This is a genomic window from Catellatospora methionotrophica, from assembly GCF_011297335.1.
GTDB lineage: Bacteria > Actinomycetota > Actinomycetes > Mycobacteriales > Micromonosporaceae > Catellatospora > Catellatospora methionotrophica.
Map to the genome: position 1 here is coordinate 289,697 of NZ_JAAOTJ010000007.1, position 17,330 is coordinate 307,026.

Sequence of the window (17,330 nt, forward strand, 5' to 3'; positions counted from 1 at the left end):
GCCGGACGCGACGCGTCCGGCCCCTTCCTGCTGTGCTCAGGAGGCTGAGGCGTCCTTGGCCCGGGCCTTCAGCGCCCGCTCCACCCGGTCGTTGCCCTCGGCCATGAGGCGGCGCAGCGGGCCCGGATGGCCCTGCTCCGCCAGCCACGCCTGCGCGGCCTCCACGGTCTGCGGGGACACGTCGAGCACCGGGTAGCCCAGCACCACGAACTCCTGCGCGGGCTCGCTCTCGCGGGCCGCCCACACGCCCGCCACCTCGGTGAAGAACCGCGGCGTGTACGGCGCGGTCAGCTCCACCTGGGCCGAGTGCTGGAAGCCCTGGATCAGCGCCCGGTTGCGCCAGTTGGCCAGCGACGTCGGTCCGGTCAGCTCGGCCCACACCGCGGCCTTGTTCTCCGGGGTCGGGATCAGCGCGTACGCGAGCGCCGCCCCGATGTCGCCGGAGGCCGTGCGGTCGGCGTCGTGCTCGGCCTGGATGATCGCCGGGTCCACGCCGCCGTTGGCGACCAGGCACTGCACCAGCTGCCAGCGCAGCTCACCGGCGATGGTGATGCCCTCGGGCACCCCGGTGCCGGCCAGCCAGCCCTGCAGCACGGCCAGGTCGGCGCTGCCCCGCGCGGCGGTGATGAAGGCACGCGTCCAGGCGAGCTGGAAGCCGCTGCCGGGCTCGGCGACGGCCAGCGCCGCCTTGGCGGTGTCGGCCAGCTTCGCCCAGCCGGACGGCGCCCAGGCCGGGTCGGCGTACTGGGTGAGCACCAGCTGGACCTGGCGCAGGGTGGCGGTGACCAGGTTGATGTCGCGCTCGCCGGGCAGCGCGTTGACGCACAGGGCGACGTAGTCGCGGGCGGGCATCTCCGCGTCGCGGATCATGTCCCAGGCGGCGGCCCAGCACAGCGCGCGGGCCAGCGACGAGTCGAACCCGCTCAGGTTGGCGACCACGGTGGCCAGCGAGCGCTCGTCCAGGCGCAGCTTGGTGTAGGTGAGGTCGTCGTCGTTGAGCAGCAGCACGTCGGCGGCCTTGCGCCCGGCCAGCTCGGTGAGCACCGTCTCCGGGCCGGCCACGTCGGTCTCGATCCGCTCGCGGCGCACCAGGCTGCCGTCGACCAGGTCGTACAGGCCGACGGCGAGGTGGTGCGGGCGCAGCGTCGGGTGGCTGGCCGGGGCGGTCTGCAGCACCGTCACGCTGCGGTACGTGCCGTCCTCGGCGATCTCCACGACCGGGCGCAGCGTGTTGACCTGAGCGGTCTCCAGCCACGCCGCGGCGAACTCGCGCAGCTCGCGGCCCGAGGCGGCCTCCAGCGCCGACAGCAGGTCACCGAAGCTGGCGTTGCCCCAGGCGTGCTGCTGGAAGTACGCGCGCAGGCCGGTGACGAACGCGTCGATGCCGACGTACGCGACGAGCTGCTTGATGACGCTGGCGCCCTTGGCGTACGTGATGCCGTCGAAGTTGACCTCGACCGCGTCCACGTCGGGCATGTCGCAGTAGACCGGGTGCGTGCTGGACAGCTGGTCCTGGCCGTAGCCCCAGTTCTTGCGCAGCGACAGGAACGTGGTCCAGGCGTCGGAGAAGCGGGTCGCCTCGGCGTTGCACCAGTGCGAGGCCCACTCGGCGAACGACTCGTTCAGCCACAGGTCGTCCCACCAGCGCATGGTGACCAGGTCGCCGAACCACATGTGGGCCAGCTCGTGCAGGATCGTGTTGGCCCGCTGCTCGCGCTCGAAGTCGGTGACCTCGCTGCGGAAGATGTAGGAGGCGTCGGCGTGGGTCACACAGCCGAAGTTCTCCATCGCGCCCGCGTTGAACTCCGGCACCCACAGCTGGTCGTACTTGGGCAGCGGGTAGCGCACGCCGAACTGGGTCTGGAAGAAGTCGAAGCCCTGCTTGGTGATCTCGAACAGCTCGTCGGCCTCGAGGTGCTCGGCCATCGAGGCCCGGCAGAACACGCCCAGGTCGATGCCGTCGTGGGTGGTCCGCTCCTCGTGGTACGGCCCGGCGCACAGCGCGGTCACGTACGTCGACATGCGGGCCGACTGCTCGAAGTGGACGGTCTTGCCGAAGCCCTCGGCGGTCACCGACGCGACGGGCGCGTTGGAGATCACCTTCCAGTGCTTGGGCACCGCGGCGTGCCAGGTGTAGACCGACTTCAGATCCGGCTGGTCGAAGCAGGCGAACACCTTCTGGGCGTCGGCGGTCTCGAACTGGCTGTAGAGGTAGACCTCCTTGTCCGCCGGGTCGACCGCGCGGTGCAGGCCCTGCCCCTGCTGGGAGAACGGGAAGTCGGCCTCGATCACGAGCGCGTTCTGCTCGGCGAGCTGCGGCAGGACCAGGCCGGTCTCGGCGGTCCAGGCGCTGGTGTCCAGCGCGGCGCCGTTCAGCTCGGCCCGCAGGATCTTGCTGGCGGCGACCTCGATGAAGGTGCCCGTGCCGGGTGCCGTGGCGGTGAACTTCACCGTCGTCACGCTGCGGAACGTGCCGTCACCGGGGTTGCCGGCTCCGTCGGTGAGGTCCAGCGAGATGTCGTACGAGTTGACGTCCAGCAGCCGGGCCCTGTCGGCGGCCTCGGCCTGGGTGAGATTGCGGGTACCGGTCACGGCGTGTTAACTCCTGTCGGCTGCGGTCGTGAGCAGCATGGCGGGCAGGGTCGCTGCCCAGAGCAGTCTTTCATCACAGCCCGGATCGGGGCATGAAGTAACCGTTTCACATTGTGCCCCAGTCACGTGGTTAAGGTCACGCGCCCCGAGTGAAACCGCCGCGTCATGATTCACCACATGACCTCTGTCAGTGAAACCCCCTCCTCTGTCGGCATGTGGTTCGACCCGATCTGCCCGTGGGCCTGGATGACGTCGCGCTGGCTGCTGGAGGTGGAGAAGGTCCGCCCGGTGAAGGTGGACTTCCACGTGATGAGCCTGTCCGTGCTCAACCAGGGCCGCGACGTGCCGGAGCAGTACCAGGCGCTGATGGAGCGCGGCTGGGGCCCGGTGCGCGTGTGCATCGCCGCCGCCGGCAAGTACGGCGACCACGTGCTGCGCGACCTCTACACCGCCCTGGGCACCCGGATCCACCTCGGCAAGCAGGAACTGGGCCCGGAGCTGTACGCCGCCGCCCTCACCGACGCCGGGCTCGACCCCGCGCTGGCCTCCGCCGCCACCGAGACGGCGTACGACGACCTGCTGGTCGAGAGCCACAACGCGGGCATGAAGCCGGTCGGCACCGACGTCGGCACCCCGGTCATCCACGCGCCCGGCCCGGACGGCGAGCGCATCGCGTTCTTCGGCCCCGTCGTGACGCCCGCGCCCAAGGGCGACGCCGCGGGACGGCTCTGGGACGGCGTGCTGCTGGTGGCCGGAATCCCCGGCTTCTACGAGCTGAAGCGTTCCCGCGACCTGGGTCCGATTTTCGACTGAGGCCGCCGGGGCTGTCCTTTCCGCCCGTCCGCTCGTTGGTGAGGTGGAACACATTCCACTTCACCGACGAGTCGGGAGAAAAGACATGGCGGACGTCGCCGCGGACCCCTGGCGCCTGGTCGCACCGGCCCAGGCCGTCACCGACAGCCTGGGCACCTCGTGCTTCACCGTCGAGGAGAGCAGGTGGGCTACCTGGCAGCCGAACCTGCCCGCCGAGATCGCCGCGTTCCTCGCCGAGCCGGTCCTGGTCGGGGCGTCGCCCGCCGGATTCGCGATCAGCCGCTGAGCCTGACCGCCACGGCGTGGCCCGTCGGGGCCACGCCGTCCCAGCCGGTGGACGCCGGTAGCGTGAGCAGCCGTGACAGTCGTACACCCGATCCACACGGCCTGGCTCACCACGGGAGCCACCGGCGCGCAGAACTACGACGAGTTCGCCGACGACGCCGAGATCACCGAGATCATCACCGCCAACCCGCGTAGCGCGCTCGCCGTCGAGATGCCGCACCGGGCCCCGGACAGCCTGGGCAGGTCCTTCGCCGACGCGCTGCCCGACGCGGTGGCCCGGCTGACCGAGGCCAAGCAGGCCGGGGCCTACCGCGAGGCGCGCGACGTGGTCGTGCTCTACGCGATCACCGCCCCGGACGGCTCCACCGCGTACGGCCTGTGGTGCATGGTCGACACCGACCAGATCTCCACCAGCGCCGACGAGCCCGGCCTGGTGATCCGCAACGAGGACGTCTTCCTGGAGAAGGTGCGCGAGCGCGTGGCCCTGGCCCAGGCGTTGGGTCACCTGCTGTCGCCGGTGCTGCTGCTGCAGACCGGCCGCGGCGACGAGTTGCACGCGGCGCTGGCCGCGGCGGTCGCCGGGGCGGGCGAGCCCGCCGCGACCGATGTGGACCCGTCGGGGCGTACCCACGCGATCTGGCCGCTGCCCGCGGGCCCGCAGGCCGACGCGCTGCGGGAGCTGGCCGGCGGTGGCGACCTGGTCGTCGCCGACGGCAACCACCGCAGTCTGGCCGCGCAGACCGGCGGCTTCGCGCGCTTCCTGGCCGTGGTGACCACCCCGGCCTCGGTGGCGATCCAGCCCTACAACCGCCTGGTGCACAAGCTCGACATCACCGTCGAGGAGTTGCTGACCCGGCTGGAGAAGGCGGGTGCGCAGGTCACCGAGGGCACCGGCGAGGTGCCCGCGACCGGCGGCGTCGTCAACCTGTACGCGGCGGGCCGCGCCTACGCGGTCACCCTGCCCCGCGACCCGGCCGGTTCCGTGGTCGACAACATCGACCACGCCCTGGTCGAGCGGGTCCTGTTCGGCGAGGCGCTGGACACCGAGCCGGGCGACAAGCGCATCACCTACGTCGGCGGCGACTACCCGGCCTCCTGGCTGACCGGCGAGGTCGACGCCGGACGGGCCGCCCTGGCCGTGCTGATCGCCCCGGTGACGGTCGACGACTTCGTCGAGGTCAACCTGGCCCGCCAGAAGATGCCCCGCAAGAGCACCTGGTTCACCCCGAAGGCCCGCGCCGGCCTCGTCGTGGCCCAGCTTCCGTGATGAAGGAAGGGCACCTTCCACACCGCAGTGCGGTGTGGAAGGTGCCCTCCCCAACATCGCCTGCACCACGATCGTCCGCCTGGCCCGGCACCTGTGCGTATCTTGCGCCCGTGTTTTCGCCGGTTGCCTGGCACGTCGGACGATCGTGTGCGGAACGGCCCGGCTCGGGGCGGCTCGGCGTGCGGGTCCGCTGCGTGGCCGCCGGTCGCGGCTGGCAGACTTTGACCATGCGCGTTTACCTCGCGGCGGACCACGCCGGTTTCGAACTGAAGGCCCACCTGGTCACCGAGCTGAAGGCCAAGGGATATGACGTGGTCGACGTCGGCGCGCACGCCTACGACGCCGAGGACGACTACCCCTCGTTCTGCCTGCATGCCGGGCACCGGGTGGTCACCGACCCGGGCAGCCTGGGCGTGGTGATCGGCGGTTCCGGCAACGGCGAGCAGATCGCCGCCAACAAGATCGCGGGCGTACGCGCCGCGCTGGCCTGGAACATCGACACCGCCACCCTGTGCCGCCAGCACAACGACGCCAACGTCGTCGGCATCGGAGCCCGCCAGCACTCCCTCGACGAGGCGACCGCGATCGTCGAGGCGTTCCTGAGCACCCCGTTCTCGCAGGCCGAGCGGCACGCGCGACGCATCGAGGAAGTCGCCGTCTACGAGAAGACCGGCGAGCTGCCGCCCCTGCCGAACTGACGGATTCCCGACTGAGCTGGGGCGATTCCGGCGGCCTCAGCGCAGCGGATCGCGCGGCACCCAGCCCCGGCGGACGATGTCCAGCTCGGCCTCGGCACGGGCCAGGTCCTCGGCCGTGGGCCGGGCCGCGTCCCGCGCCCGCAGCGCCGCCGACAGGCTGATCTGCGACGCACCGGGCCCGATCAGGCCGCGCAGGCCCCGTTCGAGGTCGTGGTCGTCATCGTCGTCGGAGCGGCCACGGTGCCGACGGCGCTCGTATTCCTGCATCCGGTCAGGCTAGCCGGTGATCAGGGGCGGCCGCGATACTCGGCTGGCGGTGTCGTGCGTGGCGGCTAGCATGTCGGGCGTGACTGAGGGGAACGATCCGACCAAGGAACTGCGGTTCGACCGTACGCAGGAGATCCCGACCGAGGCGTTGCAGACCCAGCAGCCCGCGCCGGGGCAGAAGGACTACAAGACGGGTGTGGCCGCGGTGCCCGCCCAGCGCCAGGTGGAGCAGACGGTCTCGTTCGAGCCGACGCTCATGCCGGGGCAGATCGTCACCTCGGGCCACCTCAAGCGCCCGGACGTGCCGTTCGGCGTACGCATGCGGCAGCTGAAGGCCGGCGGCCGGTGGAGCGTGGCCGGGGCGATCTTCCTGCTCGTCTCCTGGGGCCTGTGGGCGGCGTCGGCGGGCGTGGACAGCAACCACGGCACCGCGACCCTGGCCCTGTTCCTCGTCCTCGTGGTCGGGGTCGGCCTGTTCGCGCTGTCCCGGCTCGTCGGCGGCGTGGTGCTGGAGAAGATCATGGGTCGGACCCGGCGCAGCGCCTGGCTGTCCCACGCCGTGATCGGCCTGTTCCTGGTCGTCGCCGGGGTGCAGTACCTGCGCTCCATCGACTGGGTCGTCGACGCCTGGAACTTCCTGCGCGGCGTGCGCTGACACCTCGATCCGTCTTGAAGATCGCTGTTTGCGGTCATGATGTGCGGTCTAACCGCAGATCTTGACCGGAGACGGCGATCTTCGCGTTTGTAGACTGGCGTCAACTAGGGTGAAATAGGGTAAATCACCTCTGGTTTTGTCGGACGCGGGGAGGGCGGCATGGGATGGCGGTTTCCGCTGGCCGCCGCGCTGGGCGTGGTGACGGTCGCCACGGGCGTCGCCCTCGGCCAGGGACTGCTCGTGGGCGACACCGCGATTGCGGGCACTGCCGACACCCCGGCGGGGGTCGGGAACGGCTCCGGGGGCTCTGTGACTGCCGCCGCGGGTCCGGGCGCGACCGCCTTCGCAGGCACCGGCACGAGCACCTTCGCGATCCCCGGTGCGACCGTCGGCGCGAGCGTCGGCGGGACCGCGTCGCGGACCGTTCCGGCCACGCCGTCCGGCACCCCCGCGTCCACGCCCGCGGCGATCGTGCCGGGGCTCGCGCCGTACGTCGGGACCTGGCGGGTGCACGGGGCCGAGATGACCATCGAGCCGAACGGCACCGCCACCGAACGCATCCAGCTCGGCCCGTGCCGGGGCATCTCCGTGCCGGTGCGCTGCACGGCCACCGCGACGCTCAAGGTGGATCTGAGCCCCGGTGCGCCGCACCTGCTCTACACGGGGTTCCGCTACACCGACGACAGTGGTGCCTCGGTCGTGCCGGACAGCCTGGAGGGCCTGCCCAAGGTCGGCGACGGCTACCGGGTCCGGGCGTTCGCGCCCGGGGTCATCGAGTTGATCCCGCTCACCGACCACCTGCGCCAGATCCTCGGCTCGCCCTACCGCTGCAACGCCGACGCGGATCAGTCCGCCCGCCAGCGTCTGTGCAACGCCTGAGCCGACACCGCCGCGCCGCGGTATGGCCCGTCCGGACAGTCACGCCCAGCCATACGGTCGTCGCTCTATGGCGTGAGTCGTGATTGGAGGCCTGCCCGCGGGTGTGGTCTGCTGCGCTGGTGAGCATCTCGGTCGACGTCTTCCTGCGCAACGATTCCGGCAACCTCGTCATCCTGACCACCCCGCCGGACGAGTCCGACCTCGTGGGTCACGACGACACCCGGCACACCCTGTGGGGCTCGCCCGCGGTGCGCGCCCTGGGCGCGACGGTGGTGGTCGGGTTGTCCATCGGGGACGTGTGGGTCGACTTCGTGGCGCTGGACGACCTGGTGAACGACTGCGAGCTGATCCTCAAGCACCTGGCCGACGTGGCGGCCGCCTCGGGACGCGGCGAGGACTACATCCGGTTCCGGATCGGCAACCTGCGCGCCGCCACCGAGCGGGCCAGGGCCCACCGGGCCGGAGTGGTGATCTGGGCCGGTCACGGCGACCTGGTGTACGCCGCCCGCCCGGCCGGCGACGCGGACCCCACGGCTGCCTGACGGCTTCGGGCCGTACATGGAGAAAGCCCAGGTCCGGCGCGATGCCGGAGCCTGGGCTCTCCGTGGTGGAGCGGGCGACGAGAATCGAACTCGCGTAGTCAGTTTGGAAGACTGAAGCTCTACCATTGAGCTACGCCCGCGTGGCCCCTAGTTTAGCGGCCCGTCAGCATGGCCGGTCGGCGAGGTGGTGCCTGCCGGACCATGGCTGGTCGGGGTGGCCGGATTCGAACCGACGGCCCCTCGCTCCCAAAGCGAGTGCGCTACCAAGCTGCGCTACACCCCGTCGCGCCGGGTGACCGGCGCCCCCGGAAGTGTATGCGGTCTTCGCACCCGGTCGCACACCCATATAGCCGTGTCCCGTTGTGAATGATTTTCGGCATTTGCCCTCTCGCGACCCGTCTGCGGCTCTATGGTGTAGCCAGGGACGGGGAGACGATCGCCCCCTCGCTCGCCGATCCAGGAGTGCACCGGGGTTCGTTCGTCCGGACCGTGGCGCTCCTGGATCGGCGCCCACGGCGGGCGGCACGCCCGGCGGTGCCCGGAGCCCCCGGTGGGGCTTTGTTCGATCAGGCGGATGGGGCTCCACCGGGCTGCGAGGTCCCCTCCGGGTGAATGACGTGCGCGTTGGCCGGGGTCAGGCGCTCCGGCCTGATCTTCTTGTGTAGCCAGACCGTCAGCGCGACGGTGAGCGCGGCGAAGAAGACAGCCCCCGCCAGCGCCAGCCCCTTGCCCCCGAAATCCGCCGGGACCAGTGTCGGCAAGCCGATCAGGGCCGCCGGAGTGTGCTGCGGGCTCGCGGTCAGGCTCAGCAGCGGCCCCGCGACGTCGGTGAGCACGGTCGCGAGCAAGGTTGACGCATCGATCGGTGGCACGGCGGTCTCCTCCCCGGACAACCCGCCCAGTTTGTCTGCTTTGTTGGACATTATGGTGTCGCCGCGCCGGGATGTGTGACATCCGCCGAGAACCACGGCCCGATGCCAGGGGGCAACCAGGTATTCGCCTACACTCGACCGGGCTTCGCTGTCCGCGTGTCGGACCGGCCTCATGACGCGGCGTGGCCGAGCAGTACAGTGCGAAGGCCCGTCAAAACGACCGAAAGATCCCAAGGAGTACGCCAGTGAAGAGCACCGTCGAGACTCTGAGCCCGACGCGAGTGCGGCTCGCCATCGAGGTGCCGTTCGCAGAGCTCGAGCCGAGCCTGAAGAAGGCGTACCGGGAGATCGCGGCGCAGGTGAACATCCCCGGCTTCCGCAAGGGCAAGATCCCGGCCCAGGTCATCGATGCGCGGGTGGGCCGCGGCGCGGTCCTGCAGGAGGCGATCGAGGAGGCCATCCCGCAGCAGATCTTCGCCGCCGTGCGTGAGCACGAGGTCAAGCTGCTCGGCCGCCCGGCCGTGGACAACCTCGAGTTCGCCGACGGCCAGCCGCTGAAGTTCACCGCCGAGGTCGACGTGCGCCCCGAGCTGACCATGCCCGAGCTGAGCGCCATCAAGGTCGAGGTCGAGCCGCTGGCCATCGCCGACGCCGAGATCGACGAGCAGGTCGACGGCCTGCGCCAGCGCTTCGCGACCCTGAAGACGGTCGAGCGCGCCGCCGCCACCGGCGACTTCGTGCAGCTCGACCTGATCGCCACGGTCGACGGCCAGGAGGTCGAGGGCGGCACCGCCAGCAACATCTCCCACGAGCTCGGCTCCGGCCAGCTACTCAAGGGCCTGGACGAGGCCGTCGTCGGCCTGTCCGCCGGCGAGGACGTCACCTTCACCAGCCAGCTGGTGGGCGGCGAGTTCGCCGGCCGCGACGCCGACGTGAAGGTGACCGTGCGCACGGTCAAGGAGAAGGAGCTCCCCGAGCTCGACGACGACTTCGCCGGCCTGGCCAGCGAGTTCGACACCCTGGAGGAGCTGCGCGGCGACCTGCGCGAGCGGATCACCCGGGTGAAGAAGGTCGAGCAGCTGTACGCGGCCCGTGACAAGGCGCTCGCCGAGCTGGTCAAGCAGGCCAACGTGCCGGCCCCCGAGGGTGTCGTCTCCGACGAGGTCGAGCAGCGCAAGGCCGCCATGGTCGAGCAGCTCGAGCGGATGGGCGCGAGCCTGGACGAGTACCTCGCCGCCGAGGAGAAGACCGAGGAGCAGATCGACACCGAGCTCGCCGACGCCGCCGCCGAGGGTGTGAAGATCCAGCTCGTCCTGGACACCATCGCCGAGACGGAGAACGTCGAGGTCAGCGACGACGAGTACGGTCACGAGATCGTGCACCGCGCCCAGCGGGCCGGCGTCGCGCCGCAGGTGTACTACGACCGCCTGGTCCAGCAGGGTGCCGCGGCCGCCGTCTACGGCGACGTGCGCCGGGGCAAGGCACTGGCGCTGGTCATGGAGCGGGTCGTGATGACCGACACCGACGGCGAGGTGCTGAGCCTGGACTCGCTGCGCGAGGACAACGGCCACGAGGGTCACGACCACGGTGACCACGAGGGCCACAACCACTGATGTGAAGATCCAGAAGGACCCGTTCACCACCGTGGGCGGGTCCTTCTGCGTTCATGCCGGGGGCGGGTGCGCTGACAGCGAACACGCCGATCTCGGGGAAGCTGCGGTCAGTGGCAGCGGTTAGGGTCGCTGTAGGACAACGAGAAAGGCTGCCGATATGAGCGAGCTGCACGTTCCATCTGCGCGGGGTTCCGATCCGATCGCCGGCGGCCTCGACGATTCTGTGTACAACCGCCTGCTCAAGGAGCGCATCGTCTTCCTGGGCAGTGACGTGAACACCCAGGTCGCCAACCGGATCTGCGCGCAGTTGCTGCTGCTGTCCGCGGAGGACCCGGACCGCGACATCTACCTGTACATCAACTCGCCCGGCGGCTCGGTGTACGACGGCATGGCGATCTACGACACCATGCAGTACATCAAGAACGACGTGGCGACGATCGCGCTGGGCATGGCGGCCTCGATGGGGCAGATGCTGCTGTGCTCGGGTGCCAAGGGCAAGCGCTCGGCGCTGCCGCACGCGCGGATCATGATGCACCAGGCCTCCGGTGGCATCGGCGGCACCGCGGCCGACATCGCCATCCAGGCCGAGCAGATGATCTACACCAAGAAGCTGATGATCGACCTGATCGCCCAGCACACCGGCCAGCCGGTGGAGCAGATCGAGGCGGACAGCGACCGTGACCGCTGGTTCAACGCGGAAGCGGCCAAGGAGTACGGCTTCATCGACCACGTGATCACTTCCGCGCAGGCCGTGCCGGTCGGAAACTGAAGGGGATAGACGATGTTTCCCAACCTGAAGCCGAGCTTCGCCGAGGTCAGCAACCGTTACATCATCCCGTCGTTCATCGAGCGCACGTCGTACGGGACGAAGGAGACCAACCCGTACAACAAGATGTTCGAGGACCGGATCATCTTCCTCGGTGTGCAGGTCGACGACGCGTCCGCCAACGACGTGATGGCGCAGCTGCTGGTGCTGGAGGCGTCCGACCCGGACCGCGACATCACCATGTACATCAACTCGCCCGGCGGCTCGTTCACCGCGATGACCGCGATCTACGACACCATGCAGTTCGTGCGCCCCGACATCCAGACGGTGTGCCTGGGCCAGGCGGCCAGCGCCGCGGCCGTGCTGCTGGCGGCGGGCACCCCGGGCAAGCGCCTGGCGCTGCCGAACTCGCGCATCATCATCCACCAGCCGGCCACCGAGGGCGGCTACGGGCAGGGCTCGGACATCGAGATCCAGGCCCGGGAGATCATGCGGATGCGCAGCCAGCTGGAGGAGATGCTCGCGCGTCACTCGGGCAAGGACGCGGCGCAGGTCAAGAAGGACATCGACCGTGACAAGATCCTCACGGCCAGCGAGGCCCTCGAGTACGGCCTGGTCGACTCCGTGATGACCAGCCGCAAGAAGAGCCTGATGGCAGGCGCTCGCTGAACACCACCCGGTGCCGTTCACCCCAACAGGTGGACGGCACCGCCGCGGTGTCACAGCCACGTGTCAGAATCTGGTGCAGCGGTAGGCGGGGTGGGGACGCCGCAAACCGGCTCACAACAGGTAACGTCAAGGCAGAACAGATGTCGGGCCGCCTCGTGCGGCACGGCGTCAGTCCGCTTCAGGGGCAGGGGGAGTCGTAGGTGGCACGGATCGACGGCGGCGACCTGCTGAAATGCTCCTTCTGTGGCAAGTCGCAGCGACAGGTGAAGAAACTCATCGCCGGACCCGGCGTCTACATCTGCGATGAGTGCATCGACCTCTGCAACGAGATCATCGAAGAGGAGCTCGCCGGCGAGGAGCAGGTCCGCTGGGAAGAGCTGCCCAAGCCGATGGAGATCTGCCAGTTCCTGGACTCGTACGTGGTGGGCCAGGACGGCGCGAAGAAGGCGCTCGCCGTCGCGGTCTACAACCACTACAAGCGGCTGCAGGCCGACGCGGCGCACACCCGGGGCGGTGAGGCCGTCGAGGTGGCGAAGAGCAACATCCTGCTCATCGGCCCGACCGGCACCGGTAAGACACACCTCGCGCAGACCCTGGCCCGCATGCTCAACGTCCCGTTCGCGATAGCGGACGCGACCGCGCTCACCGAGGCCGGCTACGTGGGTGAGGATGTCGAGAACATCCTCCTCAAGCTCATTCAGGCCGCCGACTGGGACATCAAGCGCGCCGAGACCGGCATCGTCTACATCGACGAGATCGACAAGATCGCGCGCAAGTCCGACAGCCCCTCGATCACCCGTGACGTCTCCGGCGAAGGTGTGCAGCAGGCGCTGCTGAAGATCCTGGAAGGCACCCGGGCCAACGTGCCCCCGCAGGGCGGCCGCAAGCACCCGCACCAGGACTTCGTCGAGATCGACACCACCAACATCCTGTTCATCTGCGGTGGCGCGTTCGCGGGCCTGGAGCAGATCATCGAGCAGCGCACCGCGCGCTCGGGCCTGGGCTTCGGCGCTCACCTGCGCGCGGTCTCCGACCGCACCAACGACGAGGTGCTGGCCAAGGTCATGCCCGAGGACATGCTGAAGTTCGGCATCATCCCCGAGTTCATCGGCCGCCTGCCCGTCATCACCACGGTGCGCAGCCTCGACCGCGAGGCGCTCGTCAAGATCCTGACCGAGCCCCGCAACGCCCTGGTGAAGCAGTATCAGCGCCTGTTCGAGCTCGACAACGTCGTGCTCGACTTCGACAGCGAGGCCCTGGAGGCCATCGCCGACCAGGCCATGCTGCGCAACACCGGCGCCCGCGGCCTTCGCGCGATCATGGAGGAGATCCTGCTCTCCGTGATGTACGAGGTGCCCAGCGACCCGAACGCCGAGCGTGTGCTGATCACCCGCGACACCGTGCTGGAGAAGGTCTACCCGACCATCGTGCCGCGGCGCGACCTCACCACCGGCCGCCGGGCGCGTCACCACCGCGAGGAGAAGACCGCCTGACCCCGCGACACAGCGCCGTCCCCGCATCCGGGGGACGGCGCTTCGCCGTTCTCAGACCTCGCCGGTTTCAAGTCTCGTTGTTCTCGAGCCTCGCCGCCGCGCCGGGTGGGAGGGGGCCGCCGGTCAGCGCTGAGCGATCAGCGGACCGCGGCGGCGGTCGAACTCACCCGGCGGCATCGCCACCACCATGACCAGCCGGGCCGGGGAGTCCAGCGCGTTGCGCACGGTGTGCGCCCGGTCGGCGCGGAAGTCCAGGGTCTGCCCGACGTGCACGGGGTGCTCGACGGCGTCGACGGTGACCGCGATCTGCCCGACCAGCACGTGCACCATGCACCGGGTGCCAGGCAGCAGTTCCTCGGCCTCGTAGCGCTCCTGCGGGGCGAACCGCCAGTCCCACAGCTCCACGAAGTCCGGGTCGTTCAGGCCGCGCAGCAGCCGTCCCGTGCCGCCCCGGCCACCGCGCCACAGCACGGGGGCGTCGTCCATCTCGCTGAGGTGCACCGTCCGGTCGGCAGCGGGCTGCAGCAGCCGGGCCACGGTGACGCCGAACGCCTCGGCGATGCGGGCCAGCGTGCCGACGCTGGGATTGGTGCGGCTGCCCTCGATCTGCACGAGCATGCCCTTGCTGACCCCGGACCGGCCGGACAGTTCGTCCAGTGACCAGCCCCGACCGGCCCGCAGGGCGCGTACGTGCAGCGCCACCGCGGCATTGATCTCCTCAAGGGGCAGATGCCGGGGCCGGGGCGCGGGCGAACCGTCGCCGCGTTCGGTTGATCGGGCCCGTTCGATCGTCGTATCGGTCAACACGCTGTCCTTTGCGGTCAATACTGTGATACGAGCTTGTGGTGATCTCTGTCCTGCTCGCGGGCACGTCCGCCCTGGTCTGGGGCACCGCCGACTTCTGCGGTGGCAAGGCCGTCCAGGGTGCCGCGACGTGCGTGGCCACTGCTACTCGGTGACCGTGGTATCGCCGTTGTGCGCGATACCGATGATCGCAGCTTTCCTGCTGTTGGTCCCGGGTCGGCTCGGCGTGTCGGCACCGGGATGGGGCGCACTGGCCGGAATTGCCGGACTGTTCGGCATTGTCCTGCTGTACCAAGGCCTCGCGAGCGGCGCGATGGCCGTCGTCGCCCCCGTCACCGCCGTGACATCCGCACTCGTGCCCTCGTCGGCGGGCTGGCGCTAGGCGAGCGCCCCCACGCTCGCGTGCGGTTTCCCCGAAACTGCGGGCGACTGGCGACTGGCGACTGGCGATGGGCGACGGTGCGCGCGCCTGTGGGGGTGTGCTGTTGTTGCGGTGGCTGTTGCCGGTGGCGGTGGCGGTGGTCGTTCGTCGATGTGGCACGTAAGGTGCCAGGCGTGACTTCGGTGGTGACGCGGGCCCGCTGGGCGGTGGCGATGGTGTTCGCGGTGCACGGTGCGGCCAGTGGCAGCTTCGCCGCCCGCATCCCGTGGATCGCCGAGAACCTGAAGCTCAACGAGGGCTCGCTCGGGCTGGCGCTGATCATGCCCGCGGTCGGCTCGCTCAGCACGATGCCGTTCGCCGGGCGACTGGTGCAGCGATGGGGAGGGCGCACCGCGACCCGGGTACTCATCACCGCGTGGACCCTCGCGGTCGGTGTGCTCGCGCTCGCGCCGAACCGGTGGGCGCTGATGGGCATGCTGCTGCTCGCCGGTGCGGCCGCCGGGACCTCCGACATCGCGATGAACGCCGAGGGCGTCGAGGTCGAGCAGCGGCTGGGCCGCTCGATCATGTCCAGCCTGCACGGCATGTGGTCGGTCGGCGGGCTGATCGGCTCGGGTATCGGCGCTGGGGCGGCCTACCTGGGCGTCAGCGCGCCGGTGAACCTCGCCGTGATGGGCGTGCTGCTCGCGGTAGTGGGCATCGCCGCCGGGCACTGGCTCCTGCCGAACGCGCCGGTGCCGGCGTCCGACGACGGGCCGCGGTTCTCGCTGCCGCGCGGGCCGGTGCTGATCATCGGGCTGGTCGGTTTCTGCGCCGTCTTCGCCGAGGGCGCCACTGCGGACTGGTGCGCCGTGTACCTGCGCAAGATCCTGGACGCCAGCGAGGGTCAGGCCGCCGTGGCGTACAGCTGCTTCGCGCTTGCCATGGCCGGTGGGCGGCTCGTCGGCGACGCGGTCGTCCGGCGGTTCGGAGCGGTCGGCACGGTGCGGGCCGCCGGAGTGGTCGGCATCCTCGGCGGCATCCTGGTCGTCGCCGCCTGGACACCGCTGGTGGGCATCCTCGGTTTCGGCATGATCGGCCTCGGCTGCGCCGTGGTGGTCCCGCTGGCGTTCAGCGCCGCCGGGCACACCGGCGACCATCCCGCGCACGCCATCGCGGGCGTGGCGACAGTGTCGTACGGCGCGGGACTGGCCGCGCCGGGACTGATGGGCGGGATCGCCCACGCCACCTCGCTGCCGTTCTCGTTCGCGCTGGTGACCGGCCTCATCGCGATCGTCGCGCTGGCTGCGGGCAGGCTGCGCGCGGCCGAGATCACGCACCGCGAGCCGTCTCCGGCCACCGCGCCGGCCTAGCCGACCTCCCACATCGCGGTGTCCTGCACCGGCCGGTAACCGACCGCCTGATAGATCTTGTTGCTGGTCGGATTGGCGAGATCGGTGAACAGCGTCGGGCGCAGCCCGGCCCCGAGCACCGCCGCGCTGATCGCGGCGACGAGCGCGCCCGCGTAGCCGTTGCCGCGCCGCCGTGGCGGGGTGTAGACGAGATTCAGCCGTACGACGCCCGCTGCGGGCGCGGTCATCGCGGCCATGCTGACCGGCTCCCCACCGGCTTCCCATGTCCAGAGCAGCCCGCCCAGGGCGAGCCGGCCGTCGATCGGCGCGGCCGGATTCGACTGCGGATGGTCCGCCAGCGCCTCCCGCTGGAACGCCTCGGACCAGGCCACCAGCAGATCCCGGTCCGCCTGCGCGGCCTCGCGGGGGCGCCCGTGCACCCGGGTCGGCGCGACCACATCCACGGCATCGAACATCCGGTACGACGCCAGCAGCGTGGCTGCCGCGCCGGTGCGTCCGGCGACCTGTGCCGCGAGACGGCGGGTCTGCTCGGGGAGCCCGGTGAACCGTCGCACCTGCGGTGCGTGCGCGACGAGGTGGTCCGCGAGCGCGGTCTCGGCTCCGTCGGCCAGTTCGCTCAGCAGCATGGCGAATGGTGGAGGGCAGACCGCGACGCCCGCGAGGGTGTCGCCGTCGGCGAGGATCCGCAGCATGAGCAGGTCCGATTCGGCCAGGACGATGCCGTCCAACCGGGACTGGAGCAGGGTCAGCAGCTGGTTGTTGCGGACCGGTTCACGTCTGAGCCAGGGCAGGACCGCAGGGGCAAACCTGCTCAGGGATGTGTCGGCGGTCACTCTCACGGTCAGATTCTGCCCCGAGGGCGCTCGCGAGAACACTCCTTTCGCGACATCGCACCCGTGTGACCAGCTAATATGGTCGAGCGGCGGGATGTGGCAGGCGACAACCGACCCCGATTTGCATCTGGGTCGCCGGGCCGCGTAATGTTCTCTCTGCCAGCGAGGAACGGACAAAAACACCGGGGCTGAAATGCTCGGGTGGAGGCCGGATCGCTTGGCCGCCCGGAGTGGGGCGGACCCCGGTTAGGGGGCCGCGAAACCGGTCCGGTACTGTGAACGACACAGCCCCGCAGTGCTTCCCGAGGAATCGGGTGGTGTTCGGTGTGTGCTTGTTCTTTGAGAACTCAACAGGGTGCTATTTAAGCCAAGTGCCAATTTATTGGCCATCCTTTGGGATGGTTACTTTGGTATTAAACATTCTGGACATTTATGTCGGGTTTGTTTTTTGCCGGGTTTTTGAATTCTTTTTGGAGAGTTTGATCCTGGCTCAGGACGAACGCTGGCGGCGTGCTTAACACATGCAAGTCGAGCGGAAAGGCCTTTCG

The 17,330-nt window shown here is 69.9% G+C and carries 18 protein-coding genes, 2 tRNA genes and 1 rRNA gene; 14 read left to right on the forward strand and 7 right to left on the reverse strand.

What is annotated here, in order from left to right; translation table 11 throughout:
- Nucleotides 1-36 precede the first annotated feature (36 nt).
- A complete protein-coding gene (pepN, locus tag HAV40_RS19215; RefSeq protein ID WP_166383121.1) occupies nt 37-2,592 on the reverse strand; it encodes an aminopeptidase N in 2,556 nt (851 codons plus the stop codon).
- A 177-nt stretch (nt 2,593-2,769) separates the two neighbouring features.
- Between pepN and HAV40_RS19220 the strand changes: the two genes are divergently transcribed.
- From HAV40_RS19220 to HAV40_RS19235, 4 genes are all read left to right on the forward strand, one after another.
- A complete protein-coding gene (locus tag HAV40_RS19220; RefSeq protein WP_166383123.1) occupies nt 2,770-3,405 on the forward strand; it encodes a DsbA family protein in 636 nt (211 codons plus the stop codon).
- Nucleotides 3,406-3,490: 85 nt separating this feature from the next.
- Nucleotides 3,491-3,691: a hypothetical protein gene (locus HAV40_RS19225; RefSeq protein ID WP_166383125.1), complete on the forward strand. Its 201-nt coding sequence runs from the start codon at nt 3,491-3,493 to the stop codon at nt 3,689-3,691.
- Between the two features lie 72 nt (nt 3,692-3,763).
- Complete coding sequence (locus tag HAV40_RS19230; RefSeq protein ID WP_166383127.1) at nt 3,764-4,957, forward strand: DUF1015 family protein; 1,194 nt, start codon at nt 3,764-3,766, stop codon at nt 4,955-4,957.
- A 227-nt stretch (nt 4,958-5,184) separates the two neighbouring features.
- A complete protein-coding gene (locus HAV40_RS19235) occupies nt 5,185-5,655 on the forward strand; it encodes a ribose-5-phosphate isomerase (protein WP_166383129.1) in 471 nt (156 codons plus the stop codon).
- Nucleotides 5,656-5,691: 36 nt separating this feature from the next.
- Here the strand turns inward: HAV40_RS19235 and HAV40_RS19240 are convergent, their stop codons facing one another.
- Nucleotides 5,692-5,922, reverse strand: a complete 231-nt coding sequence (locus tag HAV40_RS19240; protein WP_166383131.1) for a hypothetical protein — start codon at nt 5,920-5,922, stop codon at nt 5,692-5,694.
- Between the two features lie 79 nt (nt 5,923-6,001).
- Between HAV40_RS19240 and HAV40_RS19245 the strand changes: the two genes are divergently transcribed.
- The 3 genes from HAV40_RS19245 to HAV40_RS19255 all read left to right on the forward strand — a co-directional run bounded on the left by HAV40_RS19245 (nt 6,002) and on the right by HAV40_RS19255 (nt 7,998).
- On the forward strand, nt 6,002-6,577 hold the full coding sequence (locus HAV40_RS19245) for a hypothetical protein (protein ID WP_166383133.1): 576 nt from the start codon (nt 6,002-6,004) through the stop codon (nt 6,575-6,577).
- Nucleotides 6,578-6,736: 159 nt separating this feature from the next.
- Nucleotides 6,737-7,456, forward strand: coding sequence for a hypothetical protein (locus HAV40_RS19250; protein WP_166383135.1), 720 nt, complete (start codon nt 6,737-6,739; stop codon nt 7,454-7,456).
- A 119-nt stretch (nt 7,457-7,575) separates the two neighbouring features.
- Nucleotides 7,576-7,998 carry a hypothetical protein gene (locus HAV40_RS19255; RefSeq protein ID WP_166383137.1) on the forward strand — a complete coding sequence of 141 codons (423 nt, stop codon included), beginning with the start codon at nt 7,576-7,578 and terminating at the stop codon, nt 7,996-7,998.
- Between the two features lie 66 nt (nt 7,999-8,064).
- Here HAV40_RS19255 and HAV40_RS19260 read toward each other — a convergent pair.
- The 3 genes from HAV40_RS19260 to HAV40_RS19270 form a co-directional block, all read right to left on the reverse strand.
- Nucleotides 8,065-8,138, reverse strand: a tRNA-Gly gene (locus HAV40_RS19260).
- A 66-nt stretch (nt 8,139-8,204) separates the two neighbouring features.
- Nucleotides 8,205-8,281 (reverse strand) — tRNA-Pro (locus HAV40_RS19265).
- 283 nt (nt 8,282-8,564) lie between these two features.
- Complete coding sequence (locus HAV40_RS19270) at nt 8,565-8,870, reverse strand: hypothetical protein (protein WP_166383139.1); 306 nt, start codon at nt 8,868-8,870, stop codon at nt 8,565-8,567.
- Nucleotides 8,871-9,115: 245 nt separating this feature from the next.
- On the opposite strand from HAV40_RS19270, the gene tig reads away from it, so the two are divergent.
- The 4 genes from tig to clpX all read left to right on the forward strand — a co-directional run bounded on the left by tig (nt 9,116) and on the right by clpX (nt 13,411).
- Nucleotides 9,116-10,483, forward strand: a complete 1,368-nt coding sequence (tig, locus tag HAV40_RS19275; RefSeq protein WP_166383141.1) for a trigger factor — start codon at nt 9,116-9,118, stop codon at nt 10,481-10,483.
- 157 nt (nt 10,484-10,640) lie between these two features.
- Nucleotides 10,641-11,252, forward strand: a complete 612-nt coding sequence (locus HAV40_RS19280; protein WP_166383143.1) for an ATP-dependent Clp protease proteolytic subunit — start codon at nt 10,641-10,643, stop codon at nt 11,250-11,252.
- Nucleotides 11,253-11,264: 12 nt separating this feature from the next.
- Nucleotides 11,265-11,918, forward strand: coding sequence for an ATP-dependent Clp protease proteolytic subunit (locus tag HAV40_RS19285; RefSeq protein ID WP_166383145.1), 654 nt, complete (start codon nt 11,265-11,267; stop codon nt 11,916-11,918).
- Between the two features lie 200 nt (nt 11,919-12,118).
- The gene (gene clpX, locus HAV40_RS19290) at nt 12,119-13,411 is read left to right on the forward strand and encodes an ATP-dependent Clp protease ATP-binding subunit ClpX (RefSeq protein ID WP_166383147.1); all 1,293 of its coding nucleotides are present in this window, start codon (nt 12,119-12,121) and stop codon (nt 13,409-13,411) included.
- Between the two features lie 123 nt (nt 13,412-13,534).
- Here the strand turns inward: clpX and HAV40_RS19295 are convergent, their stop codons facing one another.
- On the reverse strand, nt 13,535-14,215 hold the full coding sequence (locus HAV40_RS19295; protein ID WP_239086002.1) for a helix-turn-helix domain-containing protein: 681 nt from the start codon (nt 14,213-14,215) through the stop codon (nt 13,535-13,537).
- A 151-nt stretch (nt 14,216-14,366) separates the two neighbouring features.
- Here HAV40_RS19295 and HAV40_RS19300 point away from each other — a divergent pair, with 151 nt between their 5' ends.
- Nucleotides 14,367-14,597, forward strand: a complete 231-nt coding sequence (locus HAV40_RS19300; protein ID WP_166383149.1) for a hypothetical protein — start codon at nt 14,367-14,369, stop codon at nt 14,595-14,597.
- A gap of 173 nt (nt 14,598-14,770) precedes the next feature.
- On the forward strand, nt 14,771-15,949 hold the full coding sequence (locus tag HAV40_RS19305) for an MFS transporter (protein WP_239086004.1): 1,179 nt from the start codon (nt 14,771-14,773) through the stop codon (nt 15,947-15,949).
- Here the strand turns inward: HAV40_RS19305 and HAV40_RS19310 are convergent.
- The gene (locus HAV40_RS19310; protein WP_166383151.1) at nt 15,946-16,788 is read right to left on the reverse strand and encodes a GNAT family N-acetyltransferase; all 843 of its coding nucleotides are present in this window, start codon (nt 16,786-16,788) and stop codon (nt 15,946-15,948) included. The two genes, HAV40_RS19305 and HAV40_RS19310, sit on opposite strands and share 4 nt — an antisense overlap.
- A gap of 461 nt (nt 16,789-17,249) precedes the next feature.
- Here HAV40_RS19310 and HAV40_RS19315 point away from each other — a divergent pair.
- Nucleotides 17,250-17,330 (forward strand): 16S ribosomal RNA (locus tag HAV40_RS19315); the annotation flags it as partial.